Raw genomic sequence first — 26,889 nt, forward strand, 5'->3', positions numbered from 1 at the left:
ATTTCCTCCTTATGAAAATCATAAAAATATTTATTTTAAAGGGTTGCCCCTTTTAAAATCTCATTTGCGCAAGCTTCATCAGTGATGAGCCAGGTTTGTTTTGGTGCATTTTTCATGTATGCATTGACCGCTTTGGCTTTTGACTGTCCACCAGCGACCGCAAAAATGATTGGGACTTTTTGCAAATCTTTTAATTGAAGCCCAATTCGAGGAACTTTGTAAACGACCTCGCCTGCTTCATTAAAGAAATACCCAAAGGATTCTGCAACTGCATTTTTTTGTTTCAACATCAGAATTTCTTGTTCTGACATTTTTCGTCGAGCCGCCATATGCAACGCCCGTCCAATACTATGAATAACACAATTTGCTTGACTTATCAAGTTTAAGACATCAACGATAGCGGGTTCTTTCAAGAGAAACTCGTAGGTGTTCATGCTTAATTGTTCTGGTACAAACAAGGAGCGATAATCGCCATTTGTCTGCATCGCCATCACTGAGCTGACTGAGTTTGCTTGGACGTTGACTGATTCTCCAATACCGCCACGGGCTGGTACAAACAAGTTATGACGTTTGGCGGTTTCTAAATTACCTAATTCCTCAGCAACTTTCGCCATTGTCGTCCCTCCCATCACTGCGATAGTGTTTTTGCCTTCTGGCAATAAGAGATCCAACGATTCATTCAGCAACTGGCCAAATTCAGCAATAACTTTCGGTTGTCGATCACCATCGCCGCTCGCAATCAAACAACGTTCGATGCCAAAGGTCTCTGATAATCGTTTCTCGATTTGGTGCATTCCGAACAGCTGATCCATCAGTGCACCGATCTTCGTGTACACTTCTTCTCCGTAGGCGGTCAATTGCATGCCGCTTTTTGAAGAGTCGATCAGTTTCAGCTTTTTAAGGATATCTGTTTCCGTCCTCAACACGCGTTCCGTCATTGATAAACTTTCCGAAAGTGTCCGGCGGCCAACGGGCTGCATCCAATAAATATTTCTTAAGATACGGTAACGTTCCTGGAGTACAGCGAGAATATCCGGGGTGATTGCCTCAATCAATTTTAATTCATCGAGCATTTTATATCCTCCCGTTGGACAATTTTCGTCCTACAATGACTTAAAATGACCCATCGATTGCAAAAAAAATTAAATCTGTTTCCTACACCAATAATAGTAGCACTTATCGCCTTGATACGCAACTATTTCAGTCACAAAATCTTGCTTTTCATAAAATCGTCATAAATTAAAAAATTGGAAGTGATCGATAAAAAAAGGAAAGGCTTTGCTGCCTTCCCTACTCGTCGTTAGTAGTAAGCTTTTGCTTTACTCGAATCGTTTCCGCTTGGAAGAACCAGGAATATTCATGGCTTCGCGATACTTTGCCACCGTTCGTCTGGAAATATCGATGCCTTGGGCTTTGAGGGCATCTGTCAACTTTTGATCTGACAATGGTTTATTTTTATTTTCTTCATCGATCAGTGCTTTTAGCTGCTGTTTGATCGATGCAGTCGTCAGGTCATCACCGCTTTCTTGCGTCGAAACTTTCTGTCCAAAAAATAGTTTCAATTCAAACACCCCAAAGGAGGTTTCCAAATATTTCCCGTTGACTGCCCGGCTGACCGTTGATTCATGAATGCCTAACTCTTCGGCAACTTCTCTTAAAACCAATGGCTTTAATGGTCGATCCGGTTGGGTGAAAAACTCCTTTTGCCGAGAAATGATCTGCACGCCGACACGATAGATGGTATCCCCTCGTTGTTGCAAGGTCTTCTTTAGCCACTCGAACTCTTGGGCTTTATTGTCTAAATAACTTAGGACCTCCGGATCACCGCTTTGCTTTAATTGGTCAAAGTACTGTTGCTGAAAGCGAACTTCTGGTAAGGCGCGTTTGTTTGATTTCACGATTGGTTGTCCTTTTTCAACCGTTACTCGCAAATCAGGTACAATGTAGAGCCCATCCGTTGACCCAAACGCCGCCCCCGGTGTCGGGGTCAACGTTTGAACATAGTCAAAGACCTTTTGGATCTCGTTTAAAGGGATCTGCAACGCTTTACTGATTTTGTCCCACTTGCGCTCTGCCATTTCCGTAAAGAATTCTTCTAAAATGAGATAGGCCATTGGCGGCGCATAGTCATCTCTTTCCGTTTGCAGCATCAAGCACTCTCTTAGATCACGAGCACCGACTCCTGCCGGATCCAGCTGCTGGATCAAGGTTAGAGCATCGAGCATTTGGATTGGGGTCCCACCAACAAGCTTTCCAGCTTCTTCCAAGTCAATCGTCAAAAAGCCGTTTAAATCAATGTACTCGACTAAAAATAAAACGATCGTCCGCAAAAAGGTGTCGCGGTAATTTAAATGAACTTGATCAATGAGGTGCTCAAACAACGATGTATGCTGGTCAGGAATCTGACTTAAATAATCCATTATTTGTTCTGACGAGCCGCTGCTCTTGCTTGGTGTGATGGGCGAATCATATTCCCCCAGATCAATCAACGGATTTTCTAATGCCTGGTTATCTATGAATGACAATAATTCGTCTGCGGAAAATTGCAGCACTTGGATCGATTGCTGCAATTTCTGCGTCATAGCAAGCTTTTGCGTCTGTTTTTGTTGTTGTGAAAATTGCTGTTGAAATTTCATCATTCTACCTCTTGTTTTTTTCACTGAAATTGGTTAAACTAATATTTGTGCTTCGCGCCTTTAGTGTAGTGGATATCACGTAAGATTCCGGTTCTTGAGACGGGGGTTCGATTCCCTCAAGGCGCGTTTTTTCTTTTCGTTACAAGTATACTCGATTCAAATCAATAATTCAAAAGCACTTAGGGACCGCTGACGCGGTTCCTTTTTTTATTTGTATCTATGTAAGAAGACGAAATCGTCCTTCACCGATTATAAGTTGCTTGCAACCAAAAGGCGAAAAAAAGAAGAGGATTACTCCTCTTCTTCCTCTTCATCCGCAAAATCATCTTCATCATCGTCATCGATAATGGTGAGATCTTCCTCAATGCTGTCAGGTAATTCTTCTTCATCATCGGTGCTGTTGTCGGCGCCGATTTCTTGCAAGTCTGAATTGTATGCCGAGATTTCTTCATCCTCGTCATCATCATCATCAAAGAGATCATCTTCTTCGTCATCTGACAAATCAGTATCCTCAGGATCATCATCGTTATAATCGATTGCGTCTTCATCATCGTTGATAAAGGCATTGACTTTTTTACGTTTGCGACGACGTGGTGTATCTTCATCCTCGTCTTCGATGCCATGGTTGACTTCTTCATCGATCGAATCAATGGCGTACCATGAACGTAAGCCCCAACGATTGTCGCCTAAAGAAATAAAACTACCGTCGATATTCAAGTCTGTATAAAACTGCGCCAATGAATCACGAATCTCGCTGTCTGATGTTTCAAGATAATTTTGGATTTGGTTGACCAAATCAGAAAAATCCATCACGTCACCGCGCTGCTCTAAAATCGCATGGGCAACTTCAATCATCGACAATTCGTTTTTATTTACACCTTCAAATACATTAATTTCCAAACAGGACACGTCCTTTCACAGTCTACTCCTAATCATACAAAATTACGGCTCAAATTGCAATTTTTTCTTTCAATTTCCCTTTGATCAAGCGGTAAATTCTAAAGATAGTTTGTATTCGCCGACTTTGTCAGCAGCCATGAACAAATCATAATCGATATCGATCTTTCCCGAGTATGGACGGTCTTTCAAACTAACGTGCAAGTGATTGGTGAAGGTGTGGAACATCATCAAGCCATACGGGGTTTGATAGCTCGTCTCTAAACGTTCCTTATAAGAAAATTTCAAGCGCATACGCATTTCCCCTGAGCGAATCAATTGAATCAGTCCGTCTGGCATGATTTTCATCGTAACGGGAATGTCGGTGCCATCTGGCTGGATCTCTTTGTAACGGATATATAAGGTATCACCGATCTTGACTGCTTGTCCTTGCAGATCAAACAGAAAGTTCTCTGTTTCCCCTGCTTGACGTACATTGGTTGTTAAATGAATCGAGATTGGGATTCCTTTTGATAATTCTTGCATGTACGTGTGCCTCCTTTGAAGATTTCAGTTTCATTCTTGCTTTTTTTTATGCGTTTGTCAATCATTTCAGTTGATTCTCCTTGGTCTATTTCTTCATTGAAAATAAAAAACGAAAACAAAAGCAAGTTTTCATTCTTTTCTCCAAGTAATTTTCCAAGAATCGTATATAATAAGGATAACAGCTATTTTTAAAGGAGTTTAACCGATTTGACTATCTATGTAATGGATCAAACCTTACCACGTATCCACAATCCTTATGAGCCGTTTGCCTTCACCGATGTTGCCACCGAAGCTGCTGGCAAACAGGAACAAGTTTATTGTCATTTTTGGCAGTTGTCCGATACGATGATTTTAGGCATGAAAGATACCCGGTTGCCGTTTTTGACAGACGGTCTGCAGGTTTTAAAAGAAGCTGGCTATGCCTCGATCATCCGCAACTCAGGCGGGCTTGGCGTAATCAATGATGCCGGTATTTTGAATGTCTCCCTCATTTTCCCTAAACACTTGGCTGTCACCACGGATGCAGCCTATGAAATGATGGCAGCATTGTTGCAAACAGCCTTTCCTAAGCAGACAATTTTGGCTTATGAAATTGCTGACTCGTATTGCCCAGGCACCTATGACCTGAGTATTGATGGAAAAAAAATTGCTGGTACAGCACAACGACGGATCAAAGATGGCGTGGCTGTCATGATGTATCTGAGCATCAATGGCGACCAACCAGCCCGCGGCTCTCTCGTTCGTCGTTTTTACCAAGCAGGTTTGAAAGAGCGCTTTGGTACGAATGGCTATCCAGCCGTCAATCCTGCGAGCATGACCACTTTAGAAGCAGCCCTCGGCCGTAAGTTTACCACACAAGAGGTGATTGACCGCTTGCAAAAAGCCCTGCTTTCCTTGATCTCTGACCAATCCCTATATCCGCTTGAATCACTGGATCAATGGCTGACAGAAAATAACCTTAGCGAACAAATGCAGCAACGCTTAGCTGGCATGGAAAAGCGAAACCAACCAATAAAGGAGTTTAGCGATGAGTCTACCTTATAAATATCAAACCTTAGCGATAGAAAAAGTATTTCGTGACCCCGTTCATAACTATGTCCATGTACAGCACCAAGTAATTTTAGATTTGATCAATTCCAAAGAAGTACAGCGTTTACGACGCATCAAACAGCTGGGAACTGCTTCTTTTACCTTTCACGGAGCAGAACACAGCCGCTTTTCCCATTCCTTGGGCGTTTATGAAATCAGTCGTCGCATTTGCGATATTTTCCAACGCAATTATCCCATTGAAAAAGTCGGGCCAAACGGCTGGGATGACAAAGAGCGTTTAGTGACCTTGTGTGCAGCATTGCTTCATGATGTGGGCCACGGACCCTACTCCCACACCTTTGAGCATATTTTTCATACGGATCATGAAGCGATCACAGTGGCGATCATCACTTCTCCTGAGACGGAAGTTCATCAGATATTGAATCGTGTGGAAGCTGGATTTCCTGAGAAGGTGGCAAGTGTTATCACTAAAACCTATCCCAATCCCCAAGTCGTTCAAATGATTTCCAGTCAAATCGATGCTGATCGGATGGACTACTTGCTGCGCGATGCTTATTTTACCGGCACTGAATACGGCACCTTTGATTTGACTCGCATTCTACGAGTGATTCGTCCGTACGAAGGCGGTATTGCTTTTTCTATGAATGGCATGCACGCTGTGGAGGACTACATCGTCAGTCGTTACCAAATGTATGTGCAAGTTTATTTCCATGCGAGTTCTCGAGGGATGGAAGTGATCTTAGCCCATTTGCTGGATCGAGCTGCAGAACTGTATCAGGTGCATTCAGAATTGTTTCAAGGCCATTCGCAGCTGCTTCTCCCATTTTTAAAACAAGAATTCACTTTAGATGAGTATTTGAAACTCGACGATGGCGTATTAAATACCTACTTTACCCAATGGACAGAAGAAAATGATCCGATCCTCAGCGATTTAGCCAAACGGTTCTTAAATCGTAAACCGTTGAAATCCGCCCGCTTTGACGACGAGACACAGTTGCCGATGATTGAAGAAATGCAGGGACTGGTGGAAAAAGTCGGCTTCAATCCCCGCTACTATACTGCCATCAATTCAAGCTTCGATCTGCCTTATGATTTTTATCGACCAACTTCTGGTAAGCATCGGACACAGATCGAATTACAGGAAAAAGATGGTTCCCTTGTAGAATTATCCCAAGCCAGTCAACTTGTTGCAGCCTTAGCAGGACAAACCCAAGGTGACCAACGCTTTTATTTTCCAAAAGAAATGATTGACCCCAACATCCAAAATCACTATGATTTATTTGGAGAGACGTATCAAGAGTTTGCCAAGCACATTCGCAATGGTGCTTTGATCAAACCAAGCCACTAGGAGGAACTTATGAGTATCAAACTGATCGCCATCGATATCGATGGCACCCTGCTGAACAACGACCGCAAGATCACTCCAGCAGTTTACAAAGCATTAAAAGACGCAGAAGCACAAGGCGTGCGCATCGTTTTGTGTACGGGACGCCCCTTAACTGGTGTCCAAGATTTATTGAAGGAACTAGACTTATTTACGGACAATGATTTCGTGATTACTTATAATGGCTCTTTGGTTCAAAAAACCAAAAATCAAGAGATCATCTCTGAATTCGGTTTGTCCCAAGATGACTATCTCTTTGTTGAGATGACTGCGAGAAAATTAGGGGTTCACCTTCATGTAGAAACTGAGGATACCATGTATACCGCTAACCGCGATATCAGTCCTTACACGATTTATGAAGCCTTCTTAGTCAACATGCCATTGAAATATCGGACACCAGAAGAAATGACTGCTGACTTGAATATCATCAAAATGATGATGATCGATGATCCCGAAATACTGGATCAGATCATCCCACAATTGCCGAGTAGTTTGACCGACAACTACAATGTGGTTAAAAGTGCTCCTTACTTCTTGGAAGTCCTAAATAAACAAGCCCATAAAGGAGCTGCTGTCAAAAAAATGGCGGAGCACTTAGGCATCAGACAAGAAGAAGTCATGGCGATCGGCGATAACGAAAATGATTTAACCATGGTGGAATACGCTGGTATCGGTGTGGCGATGGCCAATGCCACTGAAAATGTGAAAAATGCCGCAGATGTCCTAACCGCTTCAAACGAAGAAGACGGTGTGGCAGAAGTAATCAACAAGTATGTTTTAGCAAATAACTAAGTGTAAAAAAAGGCAGGTTTCCTTTTTATCGGAAGCCTGCCTTTTTTATTTTGCTAACCATTGTTCAACTGCCCATTTATGACTGCCGCGTTTTAATCGCTGAATCGCTTCTTCTGGCGTATGCCATGACAACTGATTGGTTTCTTCTGTCGGTTCGCAGACTTTTTTCCATTTGGTCATTAAATAGAAATAGCCGGGGTGATGGTAAAATGTATCGCGATGGCGTGAATAGAAGTATTCAACTGCTTCTCCTAAATAGGCAGCGATCTCCCCTTCAAATCCAAGTTCTTCTATTAATTCTCTCTGGATCGCTTCTTCTTTGGTCTCATTTGGTTCAATTTCACCGCCTGGTAAAAAATAGGCGCCATTGGGTGCTTGTACCAAGATCACTTCATTTTTTTCATTTGGAAGAACGACATACGCGCCATATCTTGATTTGTATGGTTTCCCCGCTTCTTTTTCCCCGAACACAATTTCCTTTTCTGGCATGATTCCCTCCACCAACACTTTCTTTCCATTTTACCCTATGCCAATAGTCTGGACAAGCTGGAAATAACGCTCGGTTATCTTTTATTCGTTATAAAATGAGAAAATATGTTATCATACAACTATCAAGATCGAAAGGATGATTTACCCATGAAAATGGCTCACACTTGTGTCCGCGTCAAAGACTTAACGGCTTCTCTAGATTTTTATCAAACTGCCTTTGGTTTTGAAGAATCTCGCCGTCGTGATTTTCCTGAACATCAATTTACTTTGGTTTACTTAACATTGCCTGGTGATGACTACGAGCTAGAGTTGACATATAACTATGACCATCCTGGCTATGAGTTAGGCGACGGCTATGGCCACATCGCCATCAGTACCGATGATCTAGAAGCGCTTCATGAGAAGCACCAAGCTGCCGGATTTGATGTCACTGACCTGAAAGGACTACCAGGAACTTCTCCTTCTTACTATTTTGTGAAAGATCCTGATGGCTACAAAATCGAAGTTATTCGCGAAAAATAAAGCGAAGGTGATCGATAAAAGGACCTCGTGTCCTTTTTTCTTTTTCGATCCATTTCGATTCATTTACTAGTAGAAAGGTTTGATCAAATGAAACCCATTATCGGCATCGCTGCTAATGAACGACCAATGATTGAAGAAGCAGAGCATTGGTTGTCCTATACACCCAAAAATTTTGTCACCCATATCCAACAAGCCCAAGGCATTCCCCTATTATTACCAATGAGTGTCGTGGAAGATGCTGCAACTTATATCAGCAAAATCGATAAACTCTTGTTAGCCGGTGGTCATGATGTCTCCCCTGACCATTATGGCGAAGATCCTCATCCTTTGATTCAAGGCATTCATCCTGATCGTGATGTCTTTGAATTGGCATTGATCAAAGAAGCAGTGGCTCAAAACAAACCGATCCTTGGAATCTGCCGCGGTATGCAGTTACTAAATGTCGCATTTGGTGGGAGTTTGTACCAAGATCTCTCTTTGATCGATCACCCAACGATCAAACACGTGCAATTGCCAACGTTCTTTCAATTCCCTACACATCGGGTGGAAATCAAGGCAGACAGTCGTTTGGCTGCTCTTTTAGGCACAACCTATCACGTCAATTCTTTTCATCACCAAGCAGTCAAAACAGTTGCAGATGATTTCAACGTGACCGCCACCGCTCCTGATGGTGTTGTTGAAGCCATTGAATCCACCGCCTATGGCGCACCGATCTTAGGTATTCAGTGGCATCCTGAGCTAGCCGCTCACAAGCTGCCTTCTGAGCAATCGATCTTCGACTTTTTTGTGCAGGAATTCTAAAGGCCTGCACCTTGTTTTCTAGATTCTAGCCACTAAAAAACGCCCGATTACGAAAAGAATCGGGCGTTTTGCTTATTTCTCGTTTTTCATTAACACTAGTGATTGTTTCAACGTTGCCAAGATACCATTGTCGTTATAGATCAAGACATTTGATTTGTACATTTTTGCAGAAACCAGCATCAGAACGATCGTGGTAACAGCAAGGATTCCTACTGAAATCAACGCTCCGCCAATCCCCACTGTATCATTAGCAAGCCGTACTGGCATAATATACGAGGACAAGAATGGGATATAAGAAGTTACTCGTAAAACAACGTTATGCGGATCCATACCGCCTAGTACGATTCCTAGCATATACCCGCCCAACGAAAGATACGTCACTGGAATAATGGCTTTCGCCGTATCTTCTGCTTTGTTCACTAACGACCCGCAAAGGGCTGACAAGACAGAATAGATCAAGATTCCTAAGAAGACGAAAACGATCGCAAACACGAGGAAAGGACCAAAAATGCCATCTGACGAAAAACTTGCCAACAAGTCTTTTACCATCGAGTTGTCCTTGATCCAGAAATAACTCCCGCCAAAAATCGCAACATACGCAACTAGCTGGGTTGCTGCAACCATGATTACCCCAGTCAATTTGGCGTAGTAATGGGTTTGTGCTCGCGTACTAGACAAAATGACTTCCATAATGCGTGTGCCTTTTTCAGAAGCAATTTCTTGCGCAATGATTTGTGCGTAAGTGATGATAAAGAAAAAGAGAACGATTGTTGCGATGGTACTAACCGCTGCTTGCATCGCGGTATTATCTTCTCCATAGGTCATTTCGCCATCTTCATTGAAGGAAACTTTTTGACGATCAAGCGGTGCGACTTCACTAAGGACTGCCACTTGCTCAGCAGTCAATCCAAGCTCACTAGCTCTAAAGGAGGACTGCAAACCCGTCAATAACTGTTGGATCGTCAGCTCTAAAGCTTGCCCCATCGAGGACTCACTCAGCAATTCCCCTTGTAACGTATCTTCTGTTGCCGTAATGACTAGCAAGGCATCAGCATCTTTGTCTGCCAACTGTTTTTGTCCTTGTTCTTCGCTGTCAACAACTTCAAATTCATAATCATCGCTACTTTGGTCCACAAAGGTCTGCGCAATGGCTGGTTCATTCGCATAAACAGCAATTTTATCGACACTGCTCATACCATCAGCAAAATAACTAATTAGATAAAACCCGCCCATTGCAATGAATGGAACCAATATCATAATCAAAAACGAAATTGATTTGATATTTTTCTTATAAACATCTAATGCGATTACCCAAAACTTATTCATTTGTTTTTCCTGCCTTCCGCTTAAAGATTTCTTCTAGCGTTGGCGGTTGTTGATTGAACATAGGGATATAACCATCCGCCGTCGCTAAATCAAATAAGGTTTTCCCTACTGCAGGATCAGTGATCGTAATATCATAGCTGCCGTCTTCTCTGGCAATGACTTCCTCAACACCTGCCACTGCCAAAAGCTGTTCTTTCGTCAAATTAGACTCTAAATAAACTTTCGTTCGTCCAAAGGATTCACGAATTTCATGGACCTTTCCGTTTAAGACCGTTTGACCATCTCGCAGCATAATCAAGTGATCGCAGATTTTTTCTACGTTATCCATATTATGACTGGAGAAAATGACGCAAGAGCCTTTTTCTTTCAGTTCAATGATCCCGTTTTTCAACAGTTCCGCGTTGACTGGGTCCAAGCCACTAAACGGTTCATCTAAAATCACTAATTTTGGTTCATGGATCAATGTTGAGATTAGCTGAACTTTTTGCTGATTTCCTTTTGATAAAGATTTGACTTTATCAGTTTTCTTGCCTTTGACTTTAAATTTGTCCATCCAATAGTCGATTTTGGGTACGATGTCTTCTTTCTTTTTGCCTCGTAAACGCGCGAAGTAGATCAATTGATCTTCAATCGTGACTTTTGGAAACAAGCCGCGTTCTTCTGGCAGATAGCCGATAATATTGTATTCTTTTTCACTAATTTTGTGACCATCCCATAATATTTCTCCTTGATCGGCTTTCAAGAAATCCAATATCAATCGGAATGTCGTTGTTTTTCCTGCTCCGTTTTGACCAATTAAGCCCATGATCTGCCCATCATTGATGGTAAAGGATAAATGATCAACTGCTGTATAATCCCCAAATGTTTTTACTAATTGTTTTGCTTCTAACACATGCTCACCTTCCCTGTCTAATAAAATATATCACTAAAGAAAAAGCCGATAACGGCACCAATGATTGCTCCGACAAACATCAAAATGACTGTGTCACGAATTACCCGTTGTCGCTTCGCCAGTTTCTCTGGTTCATTGTAATAACTTGCTCGATTTTTATATAAGAATTTCATAATGATCGTGGTTACCCCGATACCAATCGGAATAAACACAAGACCAGTGAGTACTCCTAGTCCGAAAGATTTAAACGGATTTGTACGAATATTGAAATAACTAGCAATAAAATATATTGCTGCTAGTATTGCGAGACTGATTACCGAAAACAGAATCGATTTTTTCATCAAATAACGTGTCTCGTTATCAATCCGTTCTTGATAGCTTTCTTGATCACTGAAAATCGCCGGTGTATCTAGTGACGCTTTAAAATAAAAATACCGATCTTTATAATTGCTAATGTAGGTCCAGCCCCCAGCTTGATACATCGCTAAGTAGTCAACGATCTCAGATGGTTCCCCTTCGAAAAAGTCCACTGCATATTTGGTCGCTTCTGGTTTTCCTTTGATAAACTTCAAAAAACCTAAACGATTCATCTTCACAAAATGCCAGCCTAGTGACGCTTGTTTTTGCAGACGAACCATTTCCTTTTCTGGATAGTAGGCGACGCCAAGAGAAAGAAGATATTTCTTATTGATGCCCATCTTGATCCCCTCCTAACGCTTCGAAGACTTGTTCTCCGATTTGATAAAATAATTTGCGTCGCTGAATATCTTTTTCCAGAATTTGTCTTCCTTCTAATGTAATTTGATAGATTTTTTTTCGATCAACGCTTTCTTCTAAATCGATCCACCCCTTTTTCGTAAGCTTTTTCAAAATCGTATACATCGTTGCGGGACCAATCTCAAACGTCCCTTGGCTTAGGTCATCAATCTGTTTCATGATGAGATACCCATGTTTTGGCTTTAAAAGCGCTAATAAAATCAAATAGGTCGAATCTGTCAATGCCTCATCCATTAGATTCCTCCATCCATTACCTATATCACTTAATGATATATTATCGAATGATATAGCCAGCGTCAATCTTTTTTTTGGAAAATAAAAGCCGTCTCCGTTGACGGAAACGACTTTTGATCATTAATTAGCAATTTTGACAGGTGTATTATAAGGCATGTTATAGTAAAACCATTTGGCATCCGGCACTGCTAATCGAATACAGCCATGAGAAGCCCGAGTGCCTAATTTTCGTCCTTCAACGGAACTAAAAGCATTGGTGGACCAAGCGATACTCGTTGGAATCGTATGGAATAAATAGACCCCATGGTCTTTAAAGGAACGGTAGTAGGCAGCCCCTGAAAAAGCTAAGCCTTTTTCTGCTTGAATGCGGAAATTCCCTAAAGGTGTTGGTGTATTAAAGGCACCGGTCGAGCAAAGCATCGTATAAATCACTTTATTCCCTGATTTGATATAAACCCGCTGTTTGCTGATGGATACTTCAATGTTTAAGTTTTGAACGTTTAATGAAGGATATTTCCCTCCTGTAGTATACATCCAAAAATTGCTATTTACATTTGTGGTTTGATTTTCCTTGACCCAACCGATTCGACCAGCTGGCGAAACGAGATACAAGTAATTGCCATCACTTGTTTTTGCTAGTTTGGTCGCTTGTGCCATATAGCCTTTGTATGCACTCTTTTTTCCAAGTTTCGTACTATTTGGATCGGCTTTTTCAAAGAAATTGCCATCTCCATTCTTAACGACCACATAGCGACTAATGTTGCTTTGAGAAGTGATCGTATGGGCATTGATCACTCCACTTGCATTGATGTAGCCCAGCCATTTGTTGTTGAGATAGAGTGAGTAGTAGGTGGAGCCGTTGAAATGTTGATATTTCCCAGTAACTTGGATATTCTTATTCATGTAATTTGCGCTACTGCCTTTTTTCTTCGTAAAAGCTAAATCTTGCCATAAGGTATAATTCTTGCTTTTAAGGCGGACTGTGCGTTTTTCGCTTTGCCAAGTACCACCTTGATTGTTGGCGACCGTTGCTGCATCGGCATTTAAGTAGCCAATCCATTTTCCGTTAGCATCATAAAGGGACAAGTAGACACCGCCATTGACGTGGTTATATCTTCCTTTTGCAAGATAGGTTTTTCCCGCTAATTTCGTGGTAGTGTTTTTCTTACTCGACCAACGGAAATTTCCCCAAATCGTGTAATTTTTCTTGGTCAATGTCACATATTTTCCGTAGGATTGATAGGCGCCTTGTGCATCCGTCGTTAACTTAACACCCGAGGCATTGATATAGCCCAACCATTTATTGTTATTTGTATAAAGGGAATAGTACGTCGACCCATTCAAGTGACGATATTTCCCAGTAACTTTGACTGTTTTGCCATTTAAAGCGGCTGTCGTTCCTTTCTTCGCTGTCCAATTAAAATTTTGCCATAGCGTATAATTTCCGCTGATGATTGTGGCATATTTTGATTCAGATTGCCATGCACCCCCGGGTGAAGTCGCTAGCTTAACACCGGCGGCTTTTATCCAACCGATGAGAACATTTTTATTTGAATACAATGCGTAATAGACTACGCTATTATTCGTCGTGAATACTTCTTTGATTTCAAAGGTTTGACCATTAATGCTTGAAGAGGTGCTCGTTTTTTTATCTAAAAACACATCTTGCCAAAGTGGTTCTTTCACACTTGTGATGGTTGCATATTTCTTCTCGGTTTTGAAGGTTCCGCTGGCAACTTTCACTGCTGCTTCTGCTACGACACCGACAACCTTTTGATCGTCGCGAATTTCAAGATAGGTCTGCTTGTCGGTACCTTGATACTGTTTGACACTACGATATACCCTGCCAGCTAATTCATCGATCGTTCCTTGTTCGATCAACTGACCATTTTCTAATCGGTAAAGGATTTTTTGTGTTTCTGGATCCGTTGCGGCGATCGACTTGATTTTTACATATTGGTCATTATCTTCTACTTTCTTAACATCGATTTTCGCAACATCTGGTTCTTCAGAAGATTCTTCCGTCGATTGAGTAGATGAATCTTGTGTGGTCTCGGTCTGACTAGTCTCAGTCGCAGCCGTGCTAGTACTTGACGTTGTTTCTGATGAAGAGGTAGACGTTGATGAGGACTCTGTTGTCGAACTTGACTCTATACTCTCAGTGCTGGCCTCTTGAGATGATGCTGCGCTTTCTTCTGAGAAACTTTCTGACGTCGTCTCTTGCGCAGCGAAAGAAGCTGTTGTCGAATCCCCTTCATTTGCTGCATAAACTTGTGTGATCGTTCCTACAATGGGTGCGATCAGTACCCCAACAATCGCAACGCCTTGAAATAACCCGCGTTTTAACTTTTTCATTTTTATTCCCCCTTTAATCCTATTTTGGTATCACTTTCTTGCTATATGAACGAGATATTTTTTAGTGCTACTCCCCACTTTAAGTATACCACTGCCTAAAAGAAAATTTGAAAAAAACGTCCCCAAAATAAAAAAAGCAATAGCCACTTTCGGCTATTGCTTAAAAAACATTTCTTCTATTACATATGTTCTGCAACTAAAGCTTTCAATTGATCTTTTGTATGAACCCCAATTGCTTTATCAACCACTTGTCCGTCTTTTTTCAACAACAAAGTAGGAATAGACATGATTCCGAATGAAGCAGGTGTTTCAGGATTTTCATCCACATCCATTTTCACGATCTTCAATTCGTCTTCCTCATATTCATTCGCTAATTGTTCCAAGATCGGTGCTTGCATACGACAAGGGCCACACCAAGTTGCCCAAAAATCAATAAGGACTAAGCCTTTATCGGTTTCTTCTGAAAAAGTTTTATCGGTAATTTCTTTTGCCATCGTACTTCCCCTCCATTTTTAAAACTAAAAAAAGTATACCACGTATCGGAAGTTTTTTAAAATCGTCTGCTTACAAAAGGTAAGGGTTCTTAACGTTTAGTTAAACTTCACAATGGTCGCTCCATTGCCTCCTTGATTTGCTGGGGCAAATTCAAAACTTTTCACCGAGCGATGGTTTTTTAGGTAGTCAGTGATCCCTTGACGCAATGCGCCGGTTCCTTTACCGTGAACAATCGTCACCTGCGGATAACCTGCCAAAATTGCTGCATCCAAATACTGATCCACTTCATTGAGGGCTTCTTCGTACCGCTTGCCGCGTAAATCCAACTGATTGACCACTGGACTGCTGTCAGCAGAACGAATCGTATTAACGATACGCTGTGTAGGCTCCTTCACTGGCGCTGCTGGTTGGAGATCTGTTTCTGGCAAATTCATTTTCAGAATGCCGATTTGGACTTGCCACTGATTTTTACCGGCTTTTTTCAACAGTACCCCGCGCTGCCCATAAGAAGTTACGAGTACCTCGTCTCCTTCTTTCAGCGTCTTGGCTGCTTTGGCTTTTTGCAGAACCTTGTTTTTTTGCAGATGTTCTTCTTGCTGCAGTCCTGATAGCTTGGTGCGCGCATCGATCAGTTCGTGTTCTTTGACCTTCGTTTGACCGCCAGCTAACTGCATTTTACGAATCTCGGCAATGATTTTTTCTGATTCCTCTTTAGCCTCTTCTACGATTTGATTGGCTTTTTGACGGGCTTTTGCCAATTCTTTTTCGCGTTCTTCAAAGAAATAACTGTAAGCTGCTTCCAATTCTTGGTGCAAGCGGGCTGCTTCTTTTACATGATGACGAACTTCCAGATACTCCGTTTCCGTCATTTTGCGTCGATTTTCCAAATCAGCGATCATTTCATTCAGATCTTGGCTTTCTCCATCCATGATCTCTTTGGCTTGGTCAATGATGGTATCTGGCAAGCCAAGTCTTTTCGAAATCTCAAACGCATTGCTTCGCCCCGGAACCCCGATCAACAAGCGATAGGTTGGACTTAAGGTATCAACATCAAATTCCATAGAGGCGTTGATCGTATTGGATCGGTTATAGCCATAAACTTTCAATTCTGGATAATGGGTCGTCGCCATGACATAAGCCGACTTAGCCCCAAGTTCGTCCAAAATCGCAATCGCTAGTGCCGCCCCTTCTTGAGGATCGGTCCCAGCACCTAGTTCATCAAAAAGCACCAGACTTGTTTCGTCGACTTTTTTCAACACATCAACGATCGTTGTCATATGTGAAGAAAAGGTCGATAGGCTTTGCTCAATGGATTGTTCATCACCAATGTCCGCAAAAATTTCATTGAAGACCCCCATTTGGCTTTCTTCTTCTGCCAGAATTGGTAAGCCGGCTTGGCCCATGATCTGCAACAGCCCTAATGTTTTTAAGGTGATGGTTTTACCACCGGTATTCGGCCCAGTAATGACAACAGCTTGATAGTCTTTTCCAATCGTAATATCGTTAGGAACGACTTTTTCTTGATCGATCAATGGGTGACGTGCTTGTTTAAAAAAGACATGGTTATCTTGATTGATCGCTGGTACGACCGCCTTCATCTCTTTCCCAAAGCGAGCCTTGGCATTCATGAAATCCATGATCCCGATCACATACGCATTATGGAGAATCTCTCTTTGGTATGGGGCTAACTCTGCTGATAATTCTGCTAAAATACGAGTGATTTCGTCCCGTTCCGCAATTTGATGTTGACGCAAACGGTTATTTTGTTCCACTACTTGTTTTGGTTCGATAAACAAGGTTTGACCAGAGGAACTTTGGTCGTGAACCACGCCGCCAAAAACACCTCGGTATTCTTGTTTGACTGGAATCACATAACGCTCATTTCGCATGGTTACGATCGTATCACTTAGATACTTTGCATTGCCACCTCGGACGATGCCATCCAATGTCTCGCGAATCGTCCGTTCTGCTCGTCGGATCGATTGGCGAATTCCCCGTAGTGCTGGAGAGGCATCGTCTGTGACTCGGCCATCCTCATCGATAGCTTCTTTCAAGCGACGATTCAAGGTTGGCAAAGACACCAACTGTTCTTCCCAGTGATACAAGCGGGAAAATTCAATCTCACTTTCAGACAAATCAGCAAAAAAGCGTTTCAATTCCTGCGTGGTTGATAAGACGCGGGCAACTTGTGCCAATTCAACGCCGTTTAAATCTGCGCCGATTTCGATCCGTTTCATTTGGGGACGAATATTCTCAATTTTTGGTACAGGGATTCCGCCTCTTAAACGCTGGATCTTGATCGCGTCTTCTGTTTCTGCTAGCCAAGAGGAAATAACTTGCGCATCACTTGATGGCACAAGCTTTGCTAAGGCTTCTTTTCCTTGGGCTGTTACGATATACTGACCGATTTGACTCTTTACTTGTTCAAATCCTAAAACATCAAGAATCTTAGTATTCATTCTTTTCTCACCTGCTTTGTTTTAACTTTTTGTTCCTAAGAAAAAGGCAGAATGGCTCTGCAACCATCTGCCTGCTTTTTACCCAATCACATCTGTGATCCACAATCGATAGAAGTAATCTGAGAGAATCGGTGACCGATCAACGATGAAATTCGCAGTTCCGCTCGTTTCAAACAGATTTTGAATCGTGGCAAACGGGATCATTGAGAGAATCATGAAAAACATATACAAATTGATATACATCAAGATGACATTCAAAACCCCCGCAACTGCCCAGTCATAGCCGCCTAAAAAACGTAGGCGTTTGTAACGCAAACTGTCTGCAAAAATCACTAATAGTTTGGTGATCAGCCAACCAGCAAAGAGTACCATCACAAAAGCGATGGCCGCATAATAGGCTTTGTCTAAATCTAAAGCCAGTTCCATATCGTAGTATTTTAACTTTGAATCCGCCGTTACTGACATATAAGGAACATAGAGCTCAATTTTTTTCGCAATTTCTTGGTAATTCGCAACTGCAAAGAAAAAAGAGATCAAATAGCCCAAAACTGAGACCAATTGTAAACTGGTTCCGCGCCGCGCGCCGCCATAAAAGGCTGCCAACAACAAAACCAAGACAAATAATCCAATCATTTAGGAATCCTTTCTACGCCGCACTACCCATGGGCTGTCTTTTCTTGAATTTTTCGTTTCCTTTGTTCATTTAAGATCTGTTGTGCTTCCACATGATTATGGATCTCCACATCACTGCGACCTGTCTCATCGAGAACTTTCCGTGCTTCGGATTCGATCGCTTCGATCCGCTTGATACGATTCTCAAGCTCCGTTGCTTTAATGGCTTGTCCCCGCAATTCGTCCACTTTTTTTTGTAGGACCAACAGCTGTTCTTGTTTTTTCAGCTGGTCGGAAACAGCGTTGATCGCTAATAAGATCGACGCTTGTTCTTGATCGGTTTGTGGCGACAATTGCATGATCTCAAGCAGTTGGTCATTGACCAATCTTGTCACCATATCCATGTGTTCTTTGCTTTCGCGTCCAATAATCGTGTAACTTTGATTCGCGATAACTGCTTTATAGCGTTTCTTTTGCTCCGTCATAGGAATATTTCCTCCCATTGCTTACATTCTGCTCTATTCTATCACTTATTGAACATGTGTCGCAAACTCTTAACTATTATACGTGATTTTCTTATGAATTTCCATGCCAATCGTTTGTTTGCTGATCGTCTTAGTAAAAAAGAATAAGAAGTATGGTAAAATCTTAAAGTATCCTTTTGTCTACCTAAAAAAAGACAAAAAATCAGGAGGAATCAAATGAGTACGATCGTTATCAAAGTACCAACTTCAACTATCCAAAAAATGCAGCAATTTTACCAACGAGAATTGCTGGCGAAGAAAGTTCCTTATACAGTGTTTGTCGCCAAAAAAGGGCCAACGACGATCACTGCTTATACGTCTGGAAAAGTCATGTTTCAAGGAGCGACTGCTGAAAAAGAAGCTTCCTTATGGGGCGATACGGCTAGTGCTGTACTGGATAAGAAAAAAGCGACTGTTTCAACCACTGCGTTGCCAGCAGGATTTAGCGAAAAAAGCGTCGTCGGCAGTGACGAGGTCGGCAACGGCAGTTATTTCGGTCCTTTGGTGGTCTGTGCCGTCTATGCCAAAAAAGAGCATTTACCACAACTGAAAGCCTTAGGTGTCAAGGACTCAAAGATGCTGACAGATCCAGAGATCCGTAAGATGGCGCCGAAAATCAAAGAATTGGTTCCTTACCAATTGCTCACTGTCACGCCCAGAAAATACAACGAGATCCAACCAAAATACAACACGGTCCGAATGAAAGTTGCTTTGCATAATCAAGCCATTCGTTTGCTTTTGCAAAAAATTGCTCCTGAGACACCAGATGCCATTTTGATCGATCAGTTCACAAGCGAAAAAAATTATCGCACCTATTTAAAGTCGGAACAAGCAGCGGTCACCGAAAAGCTCTATTTTGCAACGAAAGGTGAACAATATCATCTAGCAGTAGCGGCAGCCTCTATTTTATGCCGTACAGTCTTTTTGGATGAATTAGAGGCAGCCTCCAAAGAAGTCGGTATGCGTTTGCCTTCTGGCGCCCACGCAGCTGCTGACCAAGTCGCCGCAAAATTACTACAACAAGGTGGCATAGCACTATTGAGCAAATATGCCAAACTGCATTTTGCGAATACCGAAAAAGCACAGAAACTTGCTAAGCTGTGAGTTCTCGTATTTTCAAAAAAACTGCCACTGCTTCTGATAAAGGAAGCGGTGGCAGTTTTTGTCCTAAGTCCCAGGTGAATGCTGCGAATCAAAGCCCTAAGCCAGCTGCTTCGATTCCCATCGTGATCAACCCAGCTAAATAATTTTCTGAAAACCGATCGGAAAAGTGTAATTTTGGCAAGACGCCATACTGAAACACTGCTGCCAGCTGCTTTTCCAAAAAGGAGCGCGACACGAGCGCCTGCCACTCAGAGGGTAAAAACAAAATGACTTGATGCGGGTCCGTCACTGCCACGATCGCTTGGAGAGTGGCAGTCACTTGTTCTGGGATCGCCTCTGTTGCCAAAGGATAAGAAGCCGTGTAAAGATGCGGCAAATGCTTGATTTCGCCACTTAAATGATTGGCTCCTTTAAAGAGCTGTTGGTCGATGACCAGTCCCGCACCTGGTGGATAATTTTTCGGAAAATAAATGCCAGCCACGATTTTTTTCTCTTCTTTGAAATGAAATACCGCCGCATTCACGTCATTCTCAATAAGCGCTTTTACAGCGATCTCTTTTTCAATCAATTTCCCTAACGCCATGTCCTTAAATGCCGGAGCATCCATGATCTTCAGTCTTCCAGCAATTTCCACACCCGGAATCCCCACGACTGCCAAGCCGATTTTCGGGTATTCCTGTTTTATCTGACGAATCACTTGCAAGAACTGCGGCAATCGGCCCTCTGCTGACTGCTCATGATGCAAAATGTTCCCCACGAGATCAACAACTGAAAAACGAATCACGATCTGCTGATCTTCTTCGATAAACTGAATGATCAACAACAGTGTCCGTTGTGCATTGTACTGGTAAGCCGCAGCTTGACGTCCCCCCGTTCGTTGCGGTTGATCCGTCGTCAAAAGTAGTTGCTTTTCAATCAATTCAGGAAGCAACTTGTTGATCGTTACCACGCTTAATTGAGAGGCATCTGCCAGTTGGCGCTTGGTCATAGGCGCTTGCTGCTGTTTTAGCAAATTCAGCAAAACTGCCTGATTATGTAATTTAATGGTCGATGGCTGATAAGCTTTCATTTTTCTCCCCCTCAACGCTCCTATTTTAACAGATAAAAAGCTGGGAATATACCTTTATTAATTTTGTTAACAAAGGTATAATAGAAGCAACTTATTAAACAAAGTTTACTAAGTTCAAAAAGGAACGAAGAAAGAACGACGCATGTTGCTTATTAAAGGAGTTGTCGATAATGAAAATTGAACACATCGCACTATATGTCAGTGATTTGGAAAAAATGAGGACATTTTATGAAACCTACTTTCAGGCGGTCAGCAACCCAAAATACCATAATCCGAAAACAGGCTTTCAGTCCTATTTTTTGACCTTTGATTCTGGAAGTCGGTTAGAATTAACGACCAAGAAATTTTTAAGCCCTCGTGTCAGTGAAAGCTTAGGCTACACTCACCTTGCGATAGCAGTTGGTGATCAAGCTGACGTCGATCGATACGCTCAACGGTTTGTTGAAGATGGCTACCCTCTTTTAAATGGTCCTCGTACAACAGGCGATGGCTATTATGAAGCAGTTGTCCAAGACCCCGAAGGCAATTTGATTGAATTAACCACCGACGATTTACCGTCTTAGAAAGGATTTTGCAATGAAAGAAGACTTTGATTATCAAGCGATGTTGGCTGGTCAATTGTATCAAGCTGCTGGCATTCTCCCTGAGAATAGTTCAGCGGAGGGAAAAAAACGGGCCCAGGAAATCAACCATTTACCAGTCGATAACCGAGAAGGAATCATCGCCAAAGAAAAAGTACTCTTTGGCAAATTTGGGCAGCATTGCTTTGTCCAGCCACCCCTTTTTGTTGATTATGGTCGCCATGTTGAGATTGGTGATCACTTTTATGCCAATATGGAGTGCATTTTTTTAGATGTCAATAAGATTCTGATTGGTGATTATGTGATGGTGGGACCACGGGTCAGCTTCTATACAGCCGGCCATCCGATCGATTCTGTGATCCGCAGTCAAGATTTGGAATTTGGCCTACCGATCACCGTCGAAGATTACGTTTGGATCGGGGGTAATAGTACGATTTTACCAGGTGTCACGATCGGCAAACATGCCATCGTCGCTGCTGGATCCGTCGTCACAAAAGATGTGCCGCCGAATACGATCGTCGGCGGCAATCCAGCCCGTGTGATCCGTGAGATTCAGCCGGCTGACAAAGAACATTGGGAGACTGCCGCCCAGCTCTATCATCAAAAACGAGCAGACTGGCAGAAGCAGCAAAAATGACGAAACAAAAGGAGACGCCATGATTTTTACAGACTATCACGTCCATAGTGATTACAGCGATGATTCTTGGTATTTGATGGAAGATGTAGTCAAAGACGCCATTAAACTAGGCTTAGCAGAAATCTGCTTTACCGATCATGTGGATTATGGGGTCAAAGAAGACTGGCAAGCGACGGATACATACCTCGTCGGAGCCAATAAAGTCGTAAAAAATGTCTACTACGACTTGTATTTTAACGAACTGGCACGCTTAAAGGAAACATACAGTGACCAAATCAAGCTAAAAACTGGGCTGGAATTTGGGATACAAATGCACACGATCCCACAATTTACCCGTCTTTATCGTTCGCATCCCTTCGATTTCATTTTACTTTCCGTTCATCAGGTAGACGATCAAGAATTTTGGACCGGAGAATTTCAAAAAGGACGCAGCCAACAGGAATGCTACGAGCGCTATTATGATGAAATGTATCAGCTAGTCACGACATATAAACAGTATTCCGTCTTAGCCCATATGGATTTGATTCGTCGTTATTTAGATAAAGAGAAGGACGCTTTTAAACAAACGAAAGAACAAATCGCAGAGATCTTGAAAGTCGTGATCAAAGATGGCAAAGGCATTGAACTGAATACCTCTTCCCACCGTTACGGAATCAATGGGTATACGCCATCGATCGAGATCCTCAAGCTTTATCGTGACTTGGGAGGAAGCGTGCTAACCATCGGCAGTGATAGTCATAAACCAGAGCAGCTCGGGTTTCAAATCAAAGAGGGACAAGATCTTTTACGGTCATTAGGATTTACTGAACTCTGTACGTTTGAACAGATGCAGCCGACTTTTCATCGTTTTGCTTAACTTGCACAAAAGCTCCGTCTTTTGCAAAAATCATCCCCTCGTCTTTCGTTATGAACCTAAGTATTTTAAGTAAATATCCACCCGTGAAACGGGTGGCTTTTTAACAGCCCTAGAAGGGCTCACCACTCGCTAGCCCCTTAAAAGGGGCTTTTTAAATGACCACCAACCGCTCACAGTCCTATCTCTCTTTAACTATTTAAATGGATCTACATACTCTTGTTTACTTATACTATCTCTTATTCGATCATCTGCTTCTTGTTCTCGAATATATTTTTCGATTGTTTTTTGATTTAACCCAACCGTACTCACGTAGTATCCTTTGGACCAAAAGCTTTTATTCCCATACTTATATTTCAAATTCGCATGTTTTTCATGGATTAAGGTTGCACTTCGTCCTTTTAAGTAGCCCATAAAACTAGAAATACTAATCTTTGGTGGTATTCTTACTAACATATGAATATGGTCAGGCATGGCATGAGCTTCAATGATTTCAACATCCTTCATCTCACACAATTTTCTTAATATCTGACCAATACTTACTCTTAACTTTCCATAAATCACTTTTCGTCGATACTTCGGGGTGAAGACTATGTGATACTTACAATTCCATCTGGTATGTGCTAAACTTTTATCGTCGTTAGACATAAAAAAAACTCCTTTCGATCTGATATGCGGTTGGTAGCCACTATTAGTATATCGAAAGGAGTTTTTTATCGCTAAAGCTATTTCGTCCACGCGTAGAAACGCGCGGTTTTTTTGTTTCGTACGCTACGCGAACGAAACTGACTAAAGTCATTAAACAACAAAAAGAACGACCGCTTCAATCTGCGGTCGTTCTTTTTTTAGACATTAGTTCGTCCAAGCAGCAACTTCTTCTGGGTGATTGGCTACCCAATCTTTGGCTGCATCTTCGGCTGACGTTCCGTCATTGATTGCTAACATGACTTCTTCCATATCTTCTTGTGTCCAGTTGAAACGATCAAGTACTTCGTAAACTTCTGGCATGTCATCTGCTAATCCTTGGCGTACAACAGTATTGATGCTTTCTGCTTCACCCATTGTTCCTTCAGGATCATCCAGATATTTCAGATCATATTTCGCAAACATCCAATGTGGAGACCAACCAGTAATAACGATCTCATCTTGGTTCTTGATGGCTTGGCCCAATGCCACTGTCATCGCTCCTGAAGAAGAGGTAGCGACATTCCAATCTGAAAGGTTGTCATACGTCGCAACCGTATTTTCCGCTGCATTTACGACACCAGCGCCTGGTTCGATACCAGTGATGGTTTTGCCAGCTTCGTCAGAAAGGTCTGCGATGGAATCTACATCCATATAGCTTGGGACAACGATCCCCAGTTTTGCCCCTTCTAAGTTAGGACCCAAGTTCTCGACTTGGTCTTGGTACTGTTCATACTGGGATTGATGCGTAGATGGCAGCCAAGCAGCAACCATCCCGTCAACTTCCCCTTTTGCCACAGATTCCCACATGATGGCATTATCCAATGGCGTCGTATTGACTTCGTAGCCCATTTGCGACAAGACTTCTGCCACCACATGGGTAGATGCAACTTCCGTATCCCATTCGACATACGCCAAGTTCACCGTGCCTTTGCTGTCAGAAACATTTCCAAAGGCAAACGATGCGCCAATCAAAGCAACGACAGCCGCTGCAGCAATCCCGCCAAAAAGACGTTTTTGTTTGCGACTCGTCTTGCTCGCTGCTTTTTGATGTGCCGAACGGTTCAAATTCTGGGTAAAGCGATCCATAATGATCGCCAAAATAACTAAGGATACCCCACTGACAAATCCGTTACCGACTTGTGCTCGTTGTAAGGCGGATAAGACGCCACGCCCTAATCCAGGAGCCCCGATCATTGACGCAATCACGACCATTGATAATGCCAGCATCGTCGTTTGGTTGACCCCAGCCAAAATAGTACTTTTGGCTAGTGGCAATTCTAATTTGATCAGTTTTTGCCAGCCAGTCCCACCGAAGGAATCAGAGGCTTCTACCAATTCACGAGAAATTTGGCGAATCCCTAAGTTCGTCATCCGAACGGTTGGTGGTAGAGCAAAGATCACTGAGGCAAAGACCCCAGGAACCATGCCGATTCCAAAGAAAGCAACCGCAGGAATCAAATAAACGAAACCAGGCATCGTTTGCATAAAGTCTAAGATTGGCGTCACGATGCTTTGCGCTTTTTCGCTTTTCGCCATTAAGATCCCTAGTGGAATCCCAATGATGATCGAAACCAAACTTGACAACAAGACCAACGTCACGGTGTTCATCAAGTCTGTCCATAACCCTTGATTATAGATGAACAGCAACCCAACAAAAGTAAAGGCTGGCAAGCCGAATTTTTTGCGTGAAACGAAAAAGGCAGCAGCCGTCAATAAGACGATCATTAACAACGGTGGTACAAACAATAATACATTTGTAATAGCGTCCATGATAAATTGTCCGAAAGACTGTAAGGCTGAAAACAATCCACTGAAAGTTCCTGTTAGCCAATCAGTAAAGTTTTCGACCCAATCAGCTACCGGAATCGTATGTTGTAAGAAATTATCCATTTGTCACTACCCCTTCCTCTGCTTGAGCGGCTGAATCGGTCTCAGCCAACGCTTCAATCACGCTTCCGCGGATCACGACTCCGATCAAACGATCGTTTTCTACCACGGCTAAAGGTGTAGGCGAATCATAGATCAAATTGAAGATATCCGTTACCAGCATATCTTTATCAATCTTTTTAACATTTTTATCAATAACTTCCTTCAAGGTCAGATTGTTTTTCCGCGCCTCACGAGCAGACTCGGCTGTCAAGCTTCCTTTTAGGTGACGACGTTTGTCGACGGCTAACAACATGCTGACTTCTTCTTTCCGCATCCGGTTCAATGCTACGCTTGGTCCATCGATCTCGATGTTCGTCGTCAATGCTGGAACCATGATGTTTTGCGCAGTCAAGACTTTGGAACGATCGACATCTTCCACGAAATCACGCACGTATTGGTTGGCAGGATTCGTCAAAATATCTTCTCCTGTACCGATCTGCATGATCTGACCATCTTTCATTAAAGCGATCCGGTCACCGATCCGCAAGGCCTCGTTCAAATCATGGGTGATAAAGATGATCGTTTTTTGAACATTGGCTTGTAGTTCTAAAAGTTCATCTTGCATTTCACGGCGAATCAGCGGATCGAGTGCTGAAAAGGCTTCGTCCATCAAGAGGATCTCTGGATCATTGGCTAACGCACGGGCAAGTCCCACACGCTGTTGCATCCCTCCAGACAGCTGGTCAGGATATTGGTCTTTAAAAGAAAGCAATCCTGAGTTTTCTAACGCTTTTTCCGCTTTCGCTGTTCGTTCTTCTTTCGAGACCCCACGGACTTCTAGTCCGTATTCGGTGTTCTCTAAAATCGTCCGATGAGGGAAAAGGCCAAAGCTTTGGAAAACCATGTTGATTTTGTGACGACGAACTTCTCGCAGTTCTTCTTTACTCATTTTGGCAACATCTACGCCATCTATGTAAATATCTCCGCCAGACGGCTCGATCAATCGATTCAATAGTCGAATCAATGTTGACTTCCCGCTTCCAGAAAGGCCCATGATGACGAAAATCTCGCCTTCGTTGACTTCAAAGTTCACATCATAGACCCCGACGGTGGCACCTGTTTTTTCTAAAATCTCGTTTTTGCTACGTTGTTCTTTGACCATGGCAAGAGCTTGCTGCTTTTTCTTACCGAAGATTTTGGTTAAATGTTCCACTTTAACTTTACTCAAATGATTAATACTCCTTTTTCTGAAAAATTTCACGAAAGTGACCATACTATCTTAACAAGATGTGGTCACTTTGTCAAAAAAAATTTCCCAT

Annotated in this window: 27 protein-coding genes and 1 tRNA gene; 10 read left to right on the top strand and 18 right to left on the bottom strand. The window is 42.4% G+C overall.

Translation table 11 applies throughout. The features are described from left to right. Nucleotides 1-35: 35 nt before the first annotated feature. Together CO692_RS03430 and rpoN are read right to left on the bottom strand one after the other, a co-directional pair. On the bottom strand, nt 36-1,073 hold the full coding sequence (locus CO692_RS03430; RefSeq protein WP_005228675.1) for a sugar-binding transcriptional regulator: 1,038 nt from the start codon (nt 1,071-1,073) through the stop codon (nt 36-38). Nucleotides 1,074-1,319: 246 nt separating this feature from the next. Continuing rightward, a complete protein-coding gene (gene rpoN / locus CO692_RS03435) occupies nt 1,320-2,639 on the bottom strand; it encodes an RNA polymerase factor sigma-54 (protein ID WP_185932308.1) in 1,320 nt (439 codons plus the stop codon). Between the two features lie 51 nt (nt 2,640-2,690). On the opposite strand from rpoN, the gene CO692_RS03440 reads away from it, so the two are divergent. Then, a tRNA-Arg gene (locus tag CO692_RS03440) sits at nt 2,691-2,762 on the top strand. 165 nt (nt 2,763-2,927) lie between these two features. On the opposite strand, the gene rpoE is transcribed toward CO692_RS03440, so the two are convergent. After that, entirely contained in the window at nt 2,928-3,536 is a 609-nt protein-coding gene (gene rpoE / locus CO692_RS03445; protein WP_005234347.1) for a DNA-directed RNA polymerase subunit delta, read from the bottom strand. 84 nt (nt 3,537-3,620) lie between these two features. Further along, nucleotides 3,621-4,058: a DUF1934 domain-containing protein gene (locus CO692_RS03450; protein WP_077451789.1), complete on the bottom strand. Its 438-nt coding sequence runs from the start codon at nt 4,056-4,058 to the stop codon at nt 3,621-3,623. 222 nt (nt 4,059-4,280) lie between these two features. Between CO692_RS03450 and CO692_RS03455 the strand changes: the two genes are divergently transcribed. The 3 genes from CO692_RS03455 to yidA are packed head-to-tail and all read left to right on the top strand — an operon-like array spanning nt 4,281 to nt 7,284. Then, the gene (locus CO692_RS03455; RefSeq protein ID WP_396000726.1) at nt 4,281-5,102 is read left to right on the top strand and encodes a biotin/lipoate A/B protein ligase family protein; all 822 of its coding nucleotides are present in this window, start codon (nt 4,281-4,283) and stop codon (nt 5,100-5,102) included. Further along, on the top strand, nt 5,086-6,456 hold the full coding sequence (locus CO692_RS03460) for an HD domain-containing protein (RefSeq protein WP_096741553.1): 1,371 nt from the start codon (nt 5,086-5,088) through the stop codon (nt 6,454-6,456). Before CO692_RS03455 ends, CO692_RS03460 begins: the two co-directional genes overlap by 17 nt. 9 nt (nt 6,457-6,465) lie before the next feature. After that, nucleotides 6,466-7,284, top strand: a complete 819-nt coding sequence (gene yidA, locus CO692_RS03465; RefSeq protein ID WP_096741554.1) for a sugar-phosphatase — start codon at nt 6,466-6,468, stop codon at nt 7,282-7,284. Nucleotides 7,285-7,329: 45 nt separating this feature from the next. On the opposite strand, the gene CO692_RS03470 is transcribed toward yidA, so the two are convergent. After that, entirely contained in the window at nt 7,330-7,773 is a 444-nt protein-coding gene (locus tag CO692_RS03470; protein WP_005234342.1) for an NUDIX hydrolase, read from the bottom strand. 147 nt (nt 7,774-7,920) lie between these two features. Between CO692_RS03470 and CO692_RS03475 the strand changes: the two genes are divergently transcribed. After that, a complete protein-coding gene (locus tag CO692_RS03475; protein WP_005234340.1) occupies nt 7,921-8,295 on the top strand; it encodes a VOC family protein in 375 nt (124 codons plus the stop codon). Between the two features lie 87 nt (nt 8,296-8,382). Beyond that, on the top strand, nt 8,383-9,096 hold the full coding sequence (locus tag CO692_RS03480) for a gamma-glutamyl-gamma-aminobutyrate hydrolase family protein (protein ID WP_096741555.1): 714 nt from the start codon (nt 8,383-8,385) through the stop codon (nt 9,094-9,096). Nucleotides 9,097-9,168: 72 nt separating this feature from the next. Here the strand turns inward: CO692_RS03480 and CO692_RS03485 are convergent, their stop codons facing one another. From CO692_RS03485 to zapA, 9 genes are all read right to left on the bottom strand, one after another. Beyond that, nucleotides 9,169-10,422 (bottom strand): ABC transporter permease, encoded by a 1,254-nt coding sequence (locus tag CO692_RS03485; protein ID WP_096741556.1) that lies wholly within the window; start codon nt 10,420-10,422, stop codon nt 9,169-9,171. After that, nucleotides 10,415-11,314 (bottom strand): ABC transporter ATP-binding protein, encoded by a 900-nt coding sequence (locus CO692_RS03490; RefSeq protein ID WP_096741557.1) that lies wholly within the window; start codon nt 11,312-11,314, stop codon nt 10,415-10,417. Before CO692_RS03490 ends, CO692_RS03485 begins: the two co-directional genes overlap by 8 nt. A gap of 17 nt (nt 11,315-11,331) precedes the next feature. Continuing rightward, nucleotides 11,332-12,012: a DUF2812 domain-containing protein gene (locus CO692_RS03495; protein ID WP_077451803.1), complete on the bottom strand. Its 681-nt coding sequence runs from the start codon at nt 12,010-12,012 to the stop codon at nt 11,332-11,334. Further along, the gene (locus CO692_RS03500; RefSeq protein WP_077451805.1) at nt 11,999-12,325 is read right to left on the bottom strand and encodes a PadR family transcriptional regulator; all 327 of its coding nucleotides are present in this window, start codon (nt 12,323-12,325) and stop codon (nt 11,999-12,001) included. Before CO692_RS03500 ends, CO692_RS03495 begins: the two co-directional genes overlap by 14 nt. A gap of 120 nt (nt 12,326-12,445) precedes the next feature. Continuing rightward, nucleotides 12,446-14,680 carry a L,D-transpeptidase gene (locus CO692_RS03505; protein ID WP_096741558.1) on the bottom strand — a complete coding sequence of 745 codons (2,235 nt, stop codon included), beginning with the start codon at nt 14,678-14,680 and terminating at the stop codon, nt 12,446-12,448. 179 nt (nt 14,681-14,859) lie between these two features. Further along, the gene (gene trxA, locus CO692_RS03510) at nt 14,860-15,174 is read right to left on the bottom strand and encodes a thioredoxin (protein ID WP_005228645.1); all 315 of its coding nucleotides are present in this window, start codon (nt 15,172-15,174) and stop codon (nt 14,860-14,862) included. Nucleotides 15,175-15,270: 96 nt separating this feature from the next. Continuing rightward, nucleotides 15,271-17,634, bottom strand: a complete 2,364-nt coding sequence (locus CO692_RS03515; RefSeq protein ID WP_096741559.1) for an endonuclease MutS2 — start codon at nt 17,632-17,634, stop codon at nt 15,271-15,273. A 78-nt stretch (nt 17,635-17,712) separates the two neighbouring features. Further along, complete coding sequence (locus CO692_RS03520; RefSeq protein ID WP_005234314.1) at nt 17,713-18,267, bottom strand: CvpA family protein; 555 nt, start codon at nt 18,265-18,267, stop codon at nt 17,713-17,715. A gap of 23 nt (nt 18,268-18,290) precedes the next feature. Beyond that, nucleotides 18,291-18,731, bottom strand: a complete 441-nt coding sequence (gene zapA, locus CO692_RS03525) for a cell division protein ZapA (protein ID WP_005228634.1) — start codon at nt 18,729-18,731, stop codon at nt 18,291-18,293. 216 nt (nt 18,732-18,947) lie between these two features. On the opposite strand from zapA, the gene rnhC reads away from it, so the two are divergent. Then, nucleotides 18,948-19,874, top strand: a complete 927-nt coding sequence (rnhC, locus tag CO692_RS03530; RefSeq protein WP_096741560.1) for a ribonuclease HIII — start codon at nt 18,948-18,950, stop codon at nt 19,872-19,874. A gap of 88 nt (nt 19,875-19,962) precedes the next feature. Here the strand turns inward: rnhC and CO692_RS03535 are convergent, their stop codons facing one another. Continuing rightward, the gene (locus tag CO692_RS03535) at nt 19,963-20,943 is read right to left on the bottom strand and encodes an ROK family protein (RefSeq protein WP_077451811.1); all 981 of its coding nucleotides are present in this window, start codon (nt 20,941-20,943) and stop codon (nt 19,963-19,965) included. A gap of 170 nt (nt 20,944-21,113) precedes the next feature. On the opposite strand from CO692_RS03535, the gene CO692_RS03540 reads away from it, so the two are divergent. Genes CO692_RS03540 through CO692_RS03550 form a run of 3 tightly spaced genes read left to right on the top strand, consistent with a single transcriptional unit; the run spans nt 21,114 to nt 23,017 of the window. After that, nucleotides 21,114-21,506, top strand: a complete 393-nt coding sequence (locus tag CO692_RS03540) for a VOC family protein (protein WP_096741561.1) — start codon at nt 21,114-21,116, stop codon at nt 21,504-21,506. A gap of 13 nt (nt 21,507-21,519) precedes the next feature. Further along, entirely contained in the window at nt 21,520-22,161 is a 642-nt protein-coding gene (locus CO692_RS03545) for a sugar O-acetyltransferase (RefSeq protein ID WP_096741562.1), read from the top strand. A gap of 19 nt (nt 22,162-22,180) precedes the next feature. Beyond that, a complete protein-coding gene (locus CO692_RS03550; protein ID WP_096741563.1) occupies nt 22,181-23,017 on the top strand; it encodes a histidinol-phosphatase HisJ family protein in 837 nt (278 codons plus the stop codon). A gap of 192 nt (nt 23,018-23,209) precedes the next feature. On the opposite strand, the gene tnpA is transcribed toward CO692_RS03550, so the two are convergent. The 3 genes from tnpA to CO692_RS03565 form a co-directional block, all read right to left on the bottom strand. After that, nucleotides 23,210-23,662, bottom strand: a complete 453-nt coding sequence (gene tnpA / locus CO692_RS03555) for an IS200/IS605 family transposase (RefSeq protein WP_008382269.1) — start codon at nt 23,660-23,662, stop codon at nt 23,210-23,212. 204 nt (nt 23,663-23,866) lie between these two features. Then, a complete protein-coding gene (locus CO692_RS03560) occupies nt 23,867-25,591 on the bottom strand; it encodes an ABC transporter permease/substrate binding protein (RefSeq protein ID WP_005228611.1) in 1,725 nt (574 codons plus the stop codon). Beyond that, nucleotides 25,584-26,798 carry a quaternary amine ABC transporter ATP-binding protein gene (locus CO692_RS03565; RefSeq protein WP_005228609.1) on the bottom strand — a complete coding sequence of 405 codons (1,215 nt, stop codon included), beginning with the start codon at nt 26,796-26,798 and terminating at the stop codon, nt 25,584-25,586. Before CO692_RS03565 ends, CO692_RS03560 begins: the two co-directional genes overlap by 8 nt. Between the last annotated feature and the right edge of the window lie 91 nt (nt 26,799-26,889).

The organism is Enterococcus sp. FDAARGOS_375 (assembly GCF_002393265.1).
Classification (GTDB): Bacteria; Bacillota; Bacilli; order Lactobacillales; family Enterococcaceae; genus Enterococcus_D; species Enterococcus_D innesii.